Below are 14,513 nucleotides of genomic sequence, written 5' to 3'. Positions count from 1 at the left end.
TTGTGGATAAAGGTTCCCCGGACAAGCCCGAGGCGGGCAGCGCCTAGAGCTCCGGCAGCAGGGCCCGTGCCTCCGAAGGCTCCATCCTGGCAGCTTCCAACAGATCGACCATGAGGGTGCGGAAGAGCAGCACGAGCGTTTCACCCTCCATGCGCGTGATCTCCAGCTTGCTGGGGTGCAGCCGAATGGCAATGTCGGCGAGAGCATCGCGTGCGTGGCCCAAAGTGGCGCGGGAGGTGGTGTCGGAAAGCGCGGCACCCAGCTCATCCACAGCTGTTGCGCATTCGCTCATCACCTCGGCCAGGTGCACGCTGCCGGCCTCGGACAGTGCTGCGTTGTTGATGACGCTGGCAAGCCGACGCGCCAGCACCCGGCTTGAACGCATGGCGTAGTCAACCCGCACCATCAATTTCGCCAGCCCGTCCACCTCCTGAAAATGGCGTCTATACAGTGGCGACAACCTGGCAATTTCAACGGAACCGCGCAAACCTTCGCGCATGGCGTCGATGCGCGACTGCTGGTTGCGTGCCCTGACCAGGGCATGCCAGGCGGTGGTGGAATCGTTATAGGACAAGGCCGAGGCGCACTCGCGCAACACCAATGACAACTCGCCGAGGACTTCCTTGAGATCGTCTTTTGGCTCGCGCCGAGGATCTCTTGGCAGCAGGAACGTTGCCGCCAAGGCAAAACAACCGCCCACGATCGCGTCAATGCTGCGGGTGAATGGGCCCCCGGCCGGTATGGGCAACAAGACCACCAGCAGCGACTGCAACGCCAGTTGAGTGGTGAAGATGGCGCCACTGTCCAAGAACCGTGCCAGCAGGATCGACAAAAAGAGTACCAGCGCTGCCTGCCAAATTCCGGGGCCCAACCAGTGCACCAGGACATCGCCCACGGCAATGCCAATGGTGCAGCCCATGCCCACCTCCAGCACCCGGCGAAGCCGCGGATCCCGGGTAAAACCAAGGGCAATAATGGCGCTGGTGGCGGCGAACAACGGGCCTTGATGCCCCAGGACCAGTACGGAAAAGTAGTAGGCGCCGACCGCGCAGATGGTCATCATCAGGGCCTGGCCAACTGAGTTGTAGCTGCGGCGCCAACCCAAACGGGCACGACGCTTAAGGAACAGTACTGTTGCGGCCGTCTTGCTAGGCCCTGCCGGGGCTGACTCGGACATGGTGCCAAGTCTATGCTTCGCCGGCCTGACCCGGCGCACCACTTCACGTTCACCGGTTAGCTGTAGCCCATGGCACGGACCGCGTCGCAGCCTCCGGATCACGCGTTTGGCAGCGCACTGGGCGCCGCGCGCCCTCGGCGATGTGACCGGCGTCGTACCTCAAAACCAAGAATCCCCGCAGCGTTAACCTTCTGTTCACCTAGGTGGGGGTGTTGCTTTACCTCGGACTCTTAACGTCAAAGAGTAATGAATCGAAAGCAACCCAACGAAGAGGTAGATCGCGTGAAGGCACTTCACATTGGCCGCATGGCAGCAGTACTGACGGTCGGCGCATTGGCACTGACAGCGTGCGGCACTGACAACGTGGTACCCACCGGCAACGGCGGAACCACCGGAGCAGGCGCGGGAACCTCCGTCACCGGCACCCTGACCGGCACCGGTGCCAGCTCCGTCTCAGCAGCCATGGACGCTTGGAAGGCCGGCTTTGAGTCCGCCAACTCCGGTGCGAAGGTCCAGTACTCTCCCGAAGGCTCCGGCGCCGGACGCAAGGCCCTCATTGCAGGTGCCGTGCAGTTCGCCGGTTCCGATGCGTACCTCAAGGACGAAGAGCTGGTCTCCGCCAAGGACAAGTGCGGGCCCGACGGCGCCATCAACGTCCCCTGGTACATCTCACCGATCGCCGTGGCGTTCAACGTTGAGGGTGTCAAGGATCTCAAGCTCGACGCCGACACCATCGCCAAGATTTTCCGCGGCGACATCAAGAACTGGAACGACGCCGCCATCAAGGCAGCCAACCCGGACGCCACCTTGCCGGATCTGGCCATCACCCCCGTGCACCGCTCGGACAACTCCGGCACCACGGAAAACTTCACGGACTACTTGGCAGCAGCAGCCAAGACTGTCTGGACCGACAAGAAGTCAGGCGACTGGCCGGCGGAACTGCCCGGCGAGAACGCCAAGGGCACCTCTGGTGTTGTCAAGACTGTCACCGAAACCTCCGGCGCCATCACCTACGCCGATGACTCAGCAGTCACCGACGCCCTGGGCAAGGTTGAGCTGAAGGTTGGCGACGCGTTTGTCCCCGTCACCGCCGAGGCAGCAGCCAAGGCTGTTGACGCAGCAAAGGTCGTTGAGGGTCGAACGGCCAACGACCTGTCCCTGAAACTGGACAGGACCACCACCGTGGCCGGCGCCTACCCGGCAGTCTTGGTCTCCTACGGCGTGTTCTGCGCTTCATACCCGGACGCCGCAACCGTTGACCTGATCAAGTCCTTCGGCACATTCGTGCTCAGCGAGGAGGGGCAGAAGCAGGCAGCCGACGCCGCAAAGAGCGCACCGCTCTCCGCCGCACTCGCCGCCAAGGCCAAGGCATCGGTCGACTCCATCAGCGTCGCTAAGTAAAGCTCAAACAAAAAGGTATTAGATTGTCCACCACCAAGCTCGCACGTCGAGCCGGAACAGGCCGCACCGGAGATAAAGTCTTCTCCGGTGCGGCGCTGGGTGCCGGTGCCCTGATTGTGGTCGTTCTGTTTGCTGTGGCCCTGTTCCTGGTTGTCCAGGCGCTGCCAACTTTCAGTGCCCCTGCCGCCGAGATTACGGGCGGGGAAGGCTTCTTTGGCTACATCTTCCCCATCGTCATCGGTACGCTCATCGCCGCAACGATCGCCCTGCTGATCGCCACGCCCATTGGTATTGCGGTGGCCTTGTTCATCTCCCACTATGCTCCGCGCAATCTGGCGCGCGGCTTGGGATATGTGGTGGACCTGCTGGCGGCCATTCCGTCAGTCATTTACGGTGCGTGGGGTGCAAGCTTCCTGGCCTCACAGTTGAAGGTGCCGTACCAGTGGCTGGCCGAGAACCTGGGCTGGATTCCCCTTTTTGCCGGACCTGCCTCAAGCACGGGCAAGACCATTTTGACTGCCGGCATTGTGCTGGCGGTCATGGTGCTGCCCATCATTGCCTCACTTACCCGGGAGATTTTCCTGCAGGCACCCATGCTGCACCAAGAAGCGGCGCTGGCGTTGGGTGCAACCCGGTGGGAAATGATCCGCATGGCCGTTCTGCCGTTTGCCCGCGGCGGCATTATTAGCGCCGTCATGTTGGGCCTTGGCCGTGCCCTGGGTGAAACCATGGCAGTAGCTCTTGTCCTGTCCTCGGGACCCCTGATCGCCTCCTTGATCCGTTCCGGCAACCAAACCATTGCCGCCGAGATCGCCCTCAACTTTCCCGAAGCCTTCGGCCTGCGCATGCACGAACTTATCGCGGCAGGCCTGGTGCTCTTCGTCATCACACTGGCTGTAAACATGGTGGCCCGTTGGATCATCAACCGCCACAAAGAATTCTCGGGAGCTAACTAATGGCCACGCTCATGACTGAACGTAAACGCTCCGCCCTGACCCGCGGCCGACTCCCCAAATACACCCCGTACGTCATTGCCGTCAGCGCAGTGATCGTGTCCGCCGCCTTGATGTCACTGATCGGCTTCCACGTCTTTGGCTGGGCCATCCTCTCCGCCGTGTTGTTCGCCGCAGGGAACGTGACAAGCGCCGCCGTCGTCGAGGGCCGCCGCAAGGCCACTGACAAACTGGCCACCTCGGTGGTTTACGGTGCGTTCCTGGTTGCCCTCCTGCCGCTGATCTCAGTCATTTGGACTGTGCTGGTCAACGGCGTGCCCGGACTGCTGACGCCCGGGTTCTTGAGCTCATCCATGAACGGCGTGACAGGTGCCGTGGACAACGCCTCCGTGAACGACGGCACCCCCGTGGTGGGTGGCGTTTACCACGCACTCATGGGCTCCGTCATGATCACCCTCTGGGCAACGCTGATCTCCGTTCCCGTGGGGTTGTTGACGGCCGTCTACATTGTTGAATACAGCGACGACAACAAGTTCTCCAAGGTCATCACGTTCCTGGTGGACGTCATGACAGGCATCCCCTCGATTGTGGCCGGCCTGTTCGCAGCAGCGTTCTTCGCCCTGATCCTGGGGCCGGGAACCAAAACAGGGTTCGTGGCGGCCGTGGCCCTTTCAGTCCTCATGATCCCGGTGGTGGTGCGCTCCAGCGAGGAAATGCTCAAGATCGTGCCGAACGAGTTGCGCGAGGCCGCCTACGCTCTAGGTGTGCGCAAGTGGCGCACCATTGTCAAGGTGGTCATTCCGACGGCGATCTCGGGTATCGCCTCCGGTGTCACCTTGGCGATTGCCCGAGTCATTGGTGAAACTGCGCCGCTGCTGGTGACGGCCGGATTCGCCACCACCATCAACATGAATGTGTTTTCCGGGTGGATGGCCTCACTGCCCACGTTTATCTACACGCAAATCATGACGCCCACCTCGCCCTCCAACGCGGATCCGTCCACGCAACGCGCCTGGGCGGCGGCACTGCTGTTGATAGTTCTTGTCATGCTCTTGAACCTCGGAGCCCGCCTGGTGGCCCGCCTCTTTGCGCCGAAAACCGGCCGCTAAACTAATTGTGAAATGGAATTCTAGCTATGTCTAAGCGTATTGATGTCAGTGATTTGAATGTTTACTACGGTGATTTCCGCGCCGTGGAGGACGTCAGCATCACCATTGAGGCCAAGTCCGTCACAGCGTTCATTGGCCCCTCAGGCTGCGGCAAGTCCACCTTCCTGCGCACCTTGAACCGCATGCACGAGGTCATCCCCGGTGCGCGCGTTGAAGGCAAGGTGCTCCTAGATGGTGACAACCTCTACGGCGACGGCGTTGATCCCGTGACCGTGCGCAGCCAGATCGGTATGGTGTTCCAGCGCCCCAACCCGTTCCCGACCATGAGCATCCGCGACAACGTCCTTGCCGGTGTCAAGCTGAACAGCCGCCGGATCTCCAAGTCCGACGCAGATTCGCTCGTGGAAAAGTCCCTGCAGGGCGCCAACCTGTGGAATGAGGTCAAGGACCGTCTGGAGAAGCCCGGCTCCGGCCTCTCCGGCGGCCAGCAGCAGCGCCTGTGCATTGCCCGCGCCATTGCGGTGTCGCCCGAGGTGATTCTGATGGATGAGCCCTGCTCCGCCCTTGACCCGATCTCCACGCTGGCCATTGAGGACCTCATCAACGAGCTCAAGGACCAGTACACCGTTGTCATCGTGACGCACAATATGCAGCAGGCTGCCCGCGTTTCGGACAAGACAGCCTTCTTCAACATTGCCGGCACCGGCAAACCCGGCAAGTTGATCGAATTCGCGGACACTGCCACCATCTTCAACAACCCGGCCGAGAAGTCCACCGAAGATTACGTCTCCGGCCGCTTCGGCTAGTCCGCAGCTGCTCCGACCCTGCGCATTACCTTTTTTGCCGCCAAGGTCAGCCGCCCAATGGGTTCTTGCGGCGTCCCGTGTCCATTGAGCGTGACGATGCAGCAGTCCTCGCCCCGGTGCACCTTGAGGACCGCGAACGGCTAGACAGCTGTTTTTCGTTCGACGCCGGACAAACTGGCTTGAGTGCGCAGCGTGCCCCGCGCCCGAACCAGCCGCCGTCCGGGCAGTGGCCTCTTGCCAGCGCTACGTGCGGGACCCAACTTCGTCACCGGACTCGCCCTCGAGCGCCTCGGCGGCAGCCGGGCTGGCCGGGCCCTTGCGGTAGCGGAACACGCCAATGGCCACCACCACGGCTGCCAGGCCGACCGACAGCAGCAATGCTTCGCGTGTTTGCGGAACAATGGCCATGCCAACGATCAAGGCCATCAAGGCCATGATGGCCGCGATGGAAAGCCATGTCAGGTAGGGGAAGAACCACATCTTCAACTCGAGGTCCTTGGCCGCGGCGCCCATCCGGCGTCGCAAAATCAAATGGGAACTGGCTATCACCAGCCATACGAACAAGGCGATGGCACCGGAGGTGTTGACCATGAATAGGAACACCGTATCCGGGGACAGGTAGTTCAGACCCACTGTCACGAAACCCACCACTGTGGAGGCCAGAACGGCGCTGACGGGGACACCGCGTTTGGAGATCTTGCGCCAGGACTTGGGCGCATCGCCGCGCGTTGACAGGGAAAACAGCATCCGGCTGGCCGTGTACAGGCCCGAGTTCAGGCAGGAGAGCGCGGATGTCAGGACCACAACGTCCATGATGGTGCCGGCGCCCGGGTCCCAAAAAGCTCAATCACGGCAACGTAGGGGCTCTTGGCCACCGACGCATCATTCCACGGCAGCAGTGTCACAACAATGGCGACGGAGCCAATGTAGACGACCAAGATGCGCCACACAGTGGACTTCACGGCCTTCTTCACGGCATCCACAGGGTTCTCGGACTCGCCGGCGGCAATTGTGGCAATCTCAGCGCCAAAGAAGGAGAACACCACCACCAGGACACCCGCCAGCACGGCACCCGGACCGTTCGGGAAGATGCCGCCGTTGCCAGTGAGGTTCTGCAGGCCGGGCGCGTCAACGCCGGGCAGGAAGCCCAGGATGGCGGTGATGCCCAACAGGAGGAAGACGATGATGGCGGCAACCTTGACGGAGGCAAACCAGAATTCAAATTCTCCGTATGACGTCACGGAGGCCACATTGGTCAGCACCATCAGGACCAGGGCCCATTGCCACTGGTCAACGGCGGGCACTATGATCCAGAACTAGGTGTACAGCCAGCCGATGCTGAAACCTGCCCAGCGGCCCAGTGCCTTGTCGGCATAGGTGGAAAAGGACCCGGTTTCGGGCTGGGCCGCGGCCATTTCCGCCAGCATCCGCATCACCATAATGACCACAATGCCGGCCGCCGCATAGGCCACCAGAATCCCGGGACCTGCCTGCTGGATGGCGGCACCCGATCCTACAAAAAGCCCGGCGCCGATGACGCCGGCAAGGGCGATCATGGAATGGTGGCGGGGTTTGAGGGTCTTGGATAACTGTTGCTCTTGGTGCGTTGGCAAAACTTCCTTTTAGGTTACCCACATGCGGCAACGTTGCCGCGGGCTTCCGTGAGTGGCATCACGGGGACGACTCAGCCTAAGTCGGTCCCGGCCCGTGTTCATTGTCCATAGCCCCAGAATGTGATGACGTAATCTGGTCAAATGCACTTAGGGCCGCAAAATGGCACTGTTTGTTTACCAGCAGGAAACTAAGGCGGGGCTTCGCAACACATGCCTCCTTGCGCCTGTGGGGCATCGGCGCTTGTGCTGCGCCGAAGGCGGGATCGTTACGCCAGCGGCGAGAGGGCCAGGAAAAACAACGCGCCCAACGCCAAACAGGCAACAGGTGTTGCCAGCCAGGCCAGGGCAATCCTGCGCAGCACCCGCCCGTTGCTCGCCGCAAAACGCTGGTTGGCGCCGGCGCCGCCAATGGCCGCTGTGACAGCATGCGTGGTGGACAGTGGCATGTGCAGGACGATGGCACCCACAAACAACAGCCCCGCACCGATCATTTGGGCGACAAAGCCACGCACTGGATCGATCCGGACCAGACGGTGTCCTAGGGTGTAGGAAATCCGCCACCCGCCACACAGCGTCCCGGCGGCCAGAAGGCCGGCGGTGAAGATGGGAACCCACAGCGGAACCTCCCCGGCCCCGATGGTACCGGCGGCTATGAGCGCAAACAGGACAACCGCCGTCGTCCGCTGGCCGTCCTGGAGCCCGTGACCAAAAGCTACAGCAGCCCCGGCCACTGACTGCAGCTGGCGGGTGCGGCGGTTGACGCGGTTGGGGGCGGTGTTCCGGGCGGCCCAGGAGGTTGGGTAAACAGCTACAAAACCGAGCACAAAAGCTACCACGGGGGAGATGAGCAGCGGCAGGAGCACCAGGGCAAGCATGGTGGTGTTGATGCCCTCCAGCGGGGCGTGGCCCGTGATCGCAGACCCCAGGGATGCCCCCACCAGGGCGCTGATCAGGGCATGCGTGGAGGACGACGGGAAGCCGCGCCACCACAAATACAGACCCCACAGGCACGCCCCGATGAGCGCAGCCAGCAACAACAGCAACCCCACCCGCCCCGGCGGGACCGTGAACAGCCTGTCGGCGAAGGCGGCCGTCAGAGCAACGCTGGCCAGCGCGCCCACACAGTTGAACACGCTGGCCAGCAACACGGCGATGGATGGCGTCAGGGCGCGGGTGCGCACGGAAAGGGCGACTGCTGCCGAGGCGTCGCGAAAACCGTTCAGGAACGCGAAAACCGCTGCCGTGGCAATGACGGCACCGAGCAGGAACGCTATCAAGGTCAGGATTCCTTGACGATGATGCTGCCCACCTGGGTGGCAACCGTGCGCATCTGGCGACTTGCTGAGGCGAACTGGTCGGCAAGGGTCTTGTACTTGGCAAAGGTGGTGGGGCTGTGGCTGGCCAACAGTTCCGAGACCAGGACCCGGTGGGTGTGATCTGCCCGCTTGGCCAGCCGCAAGACTTCCAGCCAGTAGTCCTCGAGGCTGTCCAAATCGTTCAGGGAGCGCATAGCGGTGGCCGTGAGTTCGGCCTGCCGGGAGAGGATTTCCAGCTGGTCGCTGACGCGCGTGGGAACCCTGTCAAGGGCGTACAGGTCAACCACTTCGGCAGCGCCGGTGAGGATCTCGCTGGTCTCATTGAGCAGTTGGGCCAAGGAGTACAGGTCCTCGCGGGGCAGCGGATTGATGAAACTGGTGCGCATGGTTGTCAGCAAGGTCGCGAAGTCGGCCGTGGAGGCTGCCTCTTGCTGGCGCAAGGATTCGGTGAGGCTTGCGAAGTCCGCCCTGTCAGCGCCGAGCAGTTCCGCCAAGGTGTGGGTTGCGGACAGAATGTGTTCTGACATGCTCACCAGCGATTGAAGCCCTGCGGTCTCCTGGGGAAAAAGTCGAAACTTCACTATGAGGCCTTTGTGGTAGCGGACTTCTGTAAAACCCGGTTATGTCAGGGCATAAAAGTGGTGTCGAACCGGGAGCGCCTCTCGGCACTGGGCCGCTCTAGGCGGCTATAAAATGGAGCCCGGGGGTTCCACGGTTCGACACCGCTTTTAGTCTTGTACGTCTTGCCCCAAGTGTCAACTGGAGAGCATGTTCTAGTCGAGTTCGCCCTTGCGCCAGGACTTGGCTGCACCCTCTAAATCCTCGGCAGTGCGCACCAACTGGTGGGCTTTTTTGGTGAGAACGGCGGCATGCTCCTCGTGAGCCGCCTCACGTTCAACAGCCAGTGTCGCCTGGCCCAGCGCCACTACTCGGCAAAACGCTGCCGAACGGTCTAGCGCAACGTCAAAGTCGCCGTCGAAAGCGCCCGAAAGGATGGCGTTGGCCATGGTGGTGATTTCCTCGGCCCCGGGCGGTTCGGCAACACCGGCCACGGCGTTGGCTACCTGAGCTTTTTGCTGCCCGGCCCGGAAGAACACGCTAATGCCTTCAGGGTCCTGCAACGTGGCAGCGCGGAGGGCGTACAGGCGCCACAGTGCGCCCGGGAGGGACCGGGCCGGGCTCGCAGCCCACATCTCCGCAATGGCCTCAAGGCCCTGCTTGTCCGCAAGCTTCACAAGCCGTTTGGTGATCTCCGGATCGTTGCTTGCCCGCCCGCTGTGCACCAATGCCCTGGCGGCAAGATGGGCTGCCTCAGACACACGCGCCGGATCGATGCCCCCAGCAAACGGCTCAAAGTCGGCAGGTGAAAACGGTACCGGTTTGTGCGGTCGGGGACTGTTGTTGGCTGGTCGATCATTCATGACACGAACACTACCCCCGCTACTCGGTGTGGTCGAGAGAACTGGTGCGCTGGCGCTCAAATCCGGCCAATCCTGGCCCCGATGGTGGCTGGCGACGGGCGCCCACGGGGGCCGGATCGGCTGTGCCGGTGCCGGGAGCTGGCACCCAATTGCGTTCTGGTGCACGCCGTGCGGTAGTCTAATGTGCGACAACTTCTCCATAGGTGGATTCATCTTTTGGGTAGTTGGCGTTAGGTCGGGCCTTTAGCTCAGTTGGTAGAGCATCGGACTTTTAATCCGTGGGTCGCGGGTTCGAGCCCCGCAGGGCCCACCGGCCGTTGTGAGAATGCCGTCGTTTGCCGGAAATGCCATAGTTCAAACTGTGGCGAATCCGGCAAACGGCGGCATTTTTGTTGTGCCCAATCGCAGAAATCCGCAGCCCGCCGCGCGCACACCGGTGGTGCCCGGCAAGGTGGCAAGATAGTTGTATGAGAACAACTGCTCCCGCACTTGCCCTGACCATCGCCGGATCCGAAGCGACAGGCGGTGCCGGCGCCCAAGCCGACCTGAAAACGTTCCAAGAATTGGGTGTCTTTGGCATCGTCAACCTGACCTGCATCGTGTCCTTTAACCCCAAAGACAACTGGAACCACCGCTTCATGCCCGTTGACCAGCAGGTTATTGCTGATCAGTTGGAAGCGACGACGGCGGCCTATGGTCCCGCATCCGGGGCACCAACAGTGTTGGAAACAGTCAAGATTGGCATGCTGGGCAGTCCCGCGACCATCAGCACGGTGGAAACGGCACTCAAAGCAGCAGCCTTCAAAAACGTTGTCCTTGACCCGGTACTGATCTGCAAGGGCCAGAAGCCCGGCCACGCCCTCGATACTGACCAGGCCCTGACGTCCCAGATCCTGCCGCTGGCCACATTTGTCACCCCCAACCACTTTGAGGCGGAGTCACTCTCCGGCCTGGCAATCAACAACCTCGAGGACTTGAAGGCGGCAGCGCGCAGAATCCACCAGATCAGCGGTGCGGCCGTGCTCGCCAAGGGTGGCGTGCGCCTGGCCGGGGAAGACGCCGTCGATGTGTTCTTTGATGGTGAGACCCTTGAGGTGCTCAGCGCCCCCAAGGTGGGGGAGGTGGCTGTTTCGGGCGCCGGCTGCTCGCTGGCTGCTGCCGTGACGGCGGAACTGGCCAAGGGCGCCACGCCGTTGGAGGCGGCCCGGACGGCTAAGGCGTTTGTTACGGAGGGCATCAAAAACCGCGTCACCTCCGGCGCGCCGTTCACAGCTCTGTGGCAGGGCGGGGCCGGCGCCTAAACACAATCCCGGGCCACGGTTGCCAGCTCCTGTTCAGTGTGTCAAGCTCGCTTTATGAGTGAGTTCGCAGCCCAAGAGTCCGATCCCTTTGACGCCACTGTGCGGATGACGCGCAACGATTCCCGGCACCGCTACGAGCTTTTCGCAGCGGATGAACTGGCAGTGATTCTCACTTTCAAGGACTTGCCCGGGCACATCGACCTCATACACGCAGTGGCGCAACCAGGTTTTGAGGGTCGCGGCCTGGCGAAGGTGCTGGCCAGGTACGCCCTCGATGACGTGGTGGCCGCGGGCAAGCGCATCATCCCGCATTGCCCGTATGTGCTGCGTTTTTTGCACAAGCATCCGGAGCCGTACCTGCAGTACATCGACTTCCCGCAGGACGCCTAAGTGGAACGCCCCATTGCCTTGATCACCGGCGCCACCTCCGGGCTCGGTGCCGAGTTCGCCCAGCAATTGGGCCGCTCACGGCATGATCTGGTGCTGGTGGCGCGCGATGTGGCCCGGCTGGAAGCCAAGGCTGTGCGGTTGCGGACCGACTTTGGTGTTGACGTGCAGGTCCTGCCGGCAGACTTACTCACCGACGACGGCGTTGCCTCCGTCAGTGCCCGACTGGCGGACCCGGTGCGCGGCGTTTCGGTGCTGGTCAACAATGCCGGGTTCAGCTTGGTCAGGGCCTTTGAAAACAACACTGTGGAGGAAGAGACTGCCCACCTGCGAATTCTGGCCCGGACCCCCATGCAGCTCACACATGCAGTGTTGCCGGGAATGTTGGCGCGCGGGCACGGGCGCATCATCAACGTCTCAAGTGTTTCGGCGTTCATTCCCCGCGGCAGCTACGGTGCGGCGAAGGCGTGGCTGACAAGTTTTAGCCGCTTTGCCAATCTGCGCTACGGGCCCAAAGGGGTCGCGGTGACAGCGCTGTGCCCGGGCTTTGTACACACCGAGTTTCACCAACGCATGGGCGCGAACATGGGTGGTGTACCGCCATGGTTGTGGCTCAACCCCGACCGCGTGGTGCGCGAAGGGCTGGCCGCCAATGCCGCAGGCAAGAGCGTATCCATCCCCTCCAAACGGTACGCCACGCTGGTTGCGTTGAGCCGCCTGGTGCCTGACAAAGTTGCGGCCGCAGTGGGCAATCGAGGACGATGATCCCCGCCCGCCCCAAACAGGAACTGACCCGCAGAAAACGCCGAAAATTCGCGTTTTTGACGCGATTTTCGGCGTTTTCTGCGGGTCAGTTCCTGGGGCGGATGAGCGCCGCCACGCCTTCAACTAGCTGACGCTAGGAGCCTTACTCTGGGCGGCCCACCGTGACGGGGATTCCGGCGTCCGCCGTTGCCGGCTCATAGGACTCGTCAAAGGGCATGTGGTCCATATCCAACAGGGGGTTCTCATCCTGTGTCGCCACGAGCTCGTGCGCCTCCTCGAGCGTTGCCACGCTCGGCATGGAGCCTGGCAGCGGCTTCTGTGCGGACTCGCGCAGGAAGTAGATGGCAACCGCACCAATGGCGGAGGTCAGCATCAGATAGTAGGCGGGCATCATGTCATTGCCCGTCATGGTGATCAGGCCTTGGATGATGAACGGTGCAGTGCCGCCAAAGATCGCCACGGCAAAGTTGTAGGAGATGCCCATGCCGCCATAGCGGCTCGACGTCGGGAACAATGCTGGCAGGGCGGAGGCCAAGTTTGAGACGTAGAACGTGACGGGGAAAGCGATCAACGCCAGCCCCAGCAGTGTGGTCCAAACGGGACCGAGGCCAATAAGCATGAATGCAGGGACGGCGAGCACCACTGTGCTTATTGCGCCGACCCACAGCACGGGGCGGCGCCCGACCCGATCGGAGAGGCGTCCTGTCAGCGGGATGCACAGGGCCATGATGACCAAAATGGGGATGGTCAGCAGGGTTCCGTGCACGGGGTCGTAACCCTTGGCATCTGTCAGGTACGTGGGCATGTAGGACGTGAGGGCGTAGCCCACGGTGTTGGCTGCTGCCACAAGGACCATGGCCAGCACGACCTGGCGCCAGTAAACCTTGACCAGGCGGACAGGACCGCTTGAGCTGTCTTCGTCGCTTGCTTCAGCGGACTTTGAATTTTCCTCATTGGCATCCAGGGTGGCCTGGAACTGGGGGGACTCCTCGATCTTCATGCGGAAGTACACGGCAATGAGTCCCAGGGGACCCGCAATCAGGAAGGGCACACGCCAGCCCCACTGCTCCATGGCTTCTTGACCCAGGGTCAGCTGCAGTACCGAGACCAGCGCGGCACCGATGGCGAATCCCATGTAGCTGCCGAGGTCAAGGATGCTGGCAAAGAAGCCGCGCCTGTTGTCGGGAGCATATTCGCTGACAAAAGTGGTGGCACCTGCATACTCACCGCCGGTGGAGAACCCTTGGACAAGTTTCAGCAACACCAGCAGCACGGCGGCCCAGATGCCGATCTGTGCATATCCGGGCAGGAGCCCGACTGCGAACGTCGAGGCAGCCATGACGATCAGCGTGGCGGCGAGTACCTTCTGCCGGCCGACCTTGTCTCCGAGCCAACCGAAGACCACTCCGCCGAGGGGGCGGGCTAGGAAGGTGGCGGCAAACGTACCCAGCAGGAACAGTGTCTGCACCGAGGGGTCTGAATCGGGGAGAAATACCGGTCCCATGGTGGCGATCAGGTATCCGAAGACGCCTACGTCATACCATTCCATGGTGTTTCCGACCACGGTGCCACCAAGTGCTTTTTTGAGCATCGGCGCATTAACAATATTAACGTCGTCGACGCCCAGTCTGCGTTTTTTGAGCTTGGGCAAATGAGGCTTTTTTAGCCTTGTCTGCGATCGTCCTGCGGTGTCCTTGACACCAATTTCTGGTTGAATCGTGCTCGGGTCTCTAGGCATTTGTACGTCCCCTTACGGAGGTCATTTGCGTTGCGACATTCTGCCGCAACGCTTAGGGCAGACTATAAATTCTAGCAGATGGGCTAAATCAGGCCCCAAAGAGAGCTGGGCCACACGCCAAAAAACCCTTGAAAATCCGCGGATTTCGCGAACCTCAAGGGTTTAGTTGGCACATTCAAGCTAAAAATTAGCGTGATAGTTGGCGTGTGTTTTAGGCGTCGTGATTTGTCTCCAAAATGCGCACCAGCAGCTCCAAGGAATCACCGGCAGAATCATTCTCGGCGCGCAGGACAACAACCTCCCCGTGCTCAACACCGAGGCTCATCAGCGCCAGCATGCTGTCGGCATCCACAGCGTCCTCGGCAGGCTCACCGGCACGGGCAATCGTCACCTCAAAACCCAGCTCGCCGGCGGCTTCGGCGAAGATCGAGGCGGGCCGGGCGTGCAGCCCAACAGAGCTGGCAATGGTTGCTGTTCGTTCAATCATTTTGTCTCCTATACGTGTGTGAAATTCGGTGGATGAGCT

General features: G+C 61.7%; 13 protein-coding genes, 1 tRNA gene and 1 pseudogene. 8 read left to right on the top strand and 7 right to left on the bottom strand.

Features of this window, described 5'->3' with window-relative positions:
• Window positions 1-43 precede the first annotated feature (43 nt).
• Window positions 44-1,177, bottom strand: coding sequence for an FUSC family protein (locus ACX80E_RS10930; protein WP_459301956.1), 1,134 nt, complete (start codon window positions 1,175-1,177; stop codon window positions 44-46).
• A gap of 282 nt (window positions 1,178-1,459) precedes the next feature.
• Here ACX80E_RS10930 and pstS point away from each other — a divergent pair, with 282 nt between their 5' ends.
• The 4 genes from pstS to pstB are packed head-to-tail and all read left to right on the top strand — an operon-like array spanning window position 1,460 to window position 5,446.
• A complete protein-coding gene (pstS, locus tag ACX80E_RS10925) occupies window positions 1,460-2,578 on the top strand; it encodes a phosphate ABC transporter substrate-binding protein PstS (RefSeq protein WP_459301976.1) in 1,119 nt (372 codons plus the stop codon).
• 23 nt (window positions 2,579-2,601) lie between these two features.
• Window positions 2,602-3,534 carry a phosphate ABC transporter permease subunit PstC gene (gene pstC, locus ACX80E_RS10920; RefSeq protein WP_459301955.1) on the top strand — a complete coding sequence of 311 codons (933 nt, stop codon included), beginning with the start codon at window positions 2,602-2,604 and terminating at the stop codon, window positions 3,532-3,534.
• An 11-nt stretch (window positions 3,535-3,545) separates the two neighbouring features.
• Window positions 3,546-4,640, top strand: a complete 1,095-nt coding sequence (pstA, locus tag ACX80E_RS10915; protein WP_459301954.1) for a phosphate ABC transporter permease PstA — start codon at window positions 3,546-3,548, stop codon at window positions 4,638-4,640.
• Window positions 4,641-4,666: 26 nt separating this feature from the next.
• Window positions 4,667-5,446 (top strand): phosphate ABC transporter ATP-binding protein PstB, encoded by a 780-nt coding sequence (gene pstB, locus ACX80E_RS10910; protein WP_459301953.1) that lies wholly within the window; start codon window positions 4,667-4,669, stop codon window positions 5,444-5,446.
• Between the two features lie 243 nt (window positions 5,447-5,689).
• On the opposite strand, the pseudogene ACX80E_RS10905 reads toward pstB, so the two are convergent.
• The 4 genes and pseudogenes from ACX80E_RS10905 to ACX80E_RS10890 form a co-directional block, all read right to left on the bottom strand.
• Window positions 5,690-7,002, bottom strand: a pseudogene (locus ACX80E_RS10905) (amino acid permease).
• 323 nt (window positions 7,003-7,325) lie between these two features.
• On the bottom strand, window positions 7,326-8,336 hold the full coding sequence (locus tag ACX80E_RS10900) for an inorganic phosphate transporter (RefSeq protein ID WP_459301952.1): 1,011 nt from the start codon (window positions 8,334-8,336) through the stop codon (window positions 7,326-7,328).
• A gap of 2 nt (window positions 8,337-8,338) precedes the next feature.
• Complete coding sequence (locus ACX80E_RS10895) at window positions 8,339-8,902, bottom strand: DUF47 domain-containing protein (RefSeq protein WP_459301951.1); 564 nt, start codon at window positions 8,900-8,902, stop codon at window positions 8,339-8,341.
• A gap of 246 nt (window positions 8,903-9,148) precedes the next feature.
• Window positions 9,149-9,796, bottom strand: coding sequence for a hypothetical protein (locus ACX80E_RS10890; protein WP_459301950.1), 648 nt, complete (start codon window positions 9,794-9,796; stop codon window positions 9,149-9,151).
• A 237-nt stretch (window positions 9,797-10,033) separates the two neighbouring features.
• On the opposite strand from ACX80E_RS10890, the gene ACX80E_RS10885 reads away from it, so the two are divergent.
• The 4 genes from ACX80E_RS10885 to ACX80E_RS10870 all read left to right on the top strand — a co-directional run bounded on the left by ACX80E_RS10885 (window position 10,034) and on the right by ACX80E_RS10870 (window position 12,249).
• Window positions 10,034-10,106 (top strand) — tRNA-Lys (locus ACX80E_RS10885).
• Window positions 10,107-10,263: 157 nt separating this feature from the next.
• Window positions 10,264-11,097, top strand: coding sequence for a hydroxymethylpyrimidine/phosphomethylpyrimidine kinase (locus ACX80E_RS10880; RefSeq protein ID WP_459301949.1), 834 nt, complete (start codon window positions 10,264-10,266; stop codon window positions 11,095-11,097).
• Between the two features lie 54 nt (window positions 11,098-11,151).
• Window positions 11,152-11,487 (top strand): GNAT family N-acetyltransferase, encoded by a 336-nt coding sequence (locus ACX80E_RS10875; protein ID WP_459301948.1) that lies wholly within the window; start codon window positions 11,152-11,154, stop codon window positions 11,485-11,487.
• On the top strand, window positions 11,488-12,249 hold the full coding sequence (locus ACX80E_RS10870; RefSeq protein WP_459301947.1) for an SDR family NAD(P)-dependent oxidoreductase: 762 nt from the start codon (window positions 11,488-11,490) through the stop codon (window positions 12,247-12,249).
• A 142-nt stretch (window positions 12,250-12,391) separates the two neighbouring features.
• On the opposite strand, the gene ACX80E_RS10865 is transcribed toward ACX80E_RS10870, so the two are convergent.
• Both ACX80E_RS10865 and ACX80E_RS10860 read right to left on the bottom strand, forming a co-directional pair.
• Window positions 12,392-13,987, bottom strand: coding sequence for an MFS transporter (locus ACX80E_RS10865; RefSeq protein WP_459301946.1), 1,596 nt, complete (start codon window positions 13,985-13,987; stop codon window positions 12,392-12,394).
• Window positions 13,988-14,198: 211 nt separating this feature from the next.
• Window positions 14,199-14,474, bottom strand: coding sequence for an HPr family phosphocarrier protein (locus tag ACX80E_RS10860; protein WP_459301945.1), 276 nt, complete (start codon window positions 14,472-14,474; stop codon window positions 14,199-14,201).
• Window positions 14,475-14,513 lie beyond the last annotated feature (39 nt).

It is taken from the genome of Arthrobacter sp. TMN-49, from assembly GCF_054511095.1.
This window is presented reverse-complemented; position numbering and strand designations above follow the sequence as displayed.

What these genes read in the sequence shown, in the direction of transcription:
- ACX80E_RS10930 (WP_459301956.1), bottom strand. Translation starts at nt 1,177, where the DNA reads ATGTCCGAGTCAGCCCCGGCAGGGCCTAGCAAGACGGCCGCAACAGTA.
- pstA (WP_459301954.1), top strand. Translation starts at nt 3,546, where the DNA reads ATGACTGAACGTAAACGCTCCGCCCTGACCCGCGGCCGACTCCCCAAA.
- pstB (WP_459301953.1), top strand. Translation starts at nt 4,667, where the DNA reads ATGTCTAAGCGTATTGATGTCAGTGATTTGAATGTTTACTACGGTGAT.
- ACX80E_RS10895 (WP_459301951.1), bottom strand. Translation starts at nt 8,902, where the DNA reads ATGTCAGAACACATTCTGTCCGCAACCCACACCTTGGCGGAACTGCTC.
- ACX80E_RS10890 (WP_459301950.1), bottom strand. Translation starts at nt 9,796, where the DNA reads ATGAATGATCGACCAGCCAACAACAGTCCCCGACCGCACAAACCGGTA.
- ACX80E_RS10880 (WP_459301949.1), top strand. Translation starts at nt 10,264, where the DNA reads ATGAGAACAACTGCTCCCGCACTTGCCCTGACCATCGCCGGATCCGAA.
- ACX80E_RS10875 (WP_459301948.1), top strand. Translation starts at nt 11,152, where the DNA reads ATGAGTGAGTTCGCAGCCCAAGAGTCCGATCCCTTTGACGCCACTGTG.
- ACX80E_RS10865 (WP_459301946.1), bottom strand. Translation starts at nt 13,987, where the DNA reads ATGCCTAGAGACCCGAGCACGATTCAACCAGAAATTGGTGTCAAGGAC.
- ACX80E_RS10860 (WP_459301945.1), bottom strand. Translation starts at nt 14,474, where the DNA reads ATGATTGAACGAACAGCAACCATTGCCAGCTCTGTTGGGCTGCACGCC.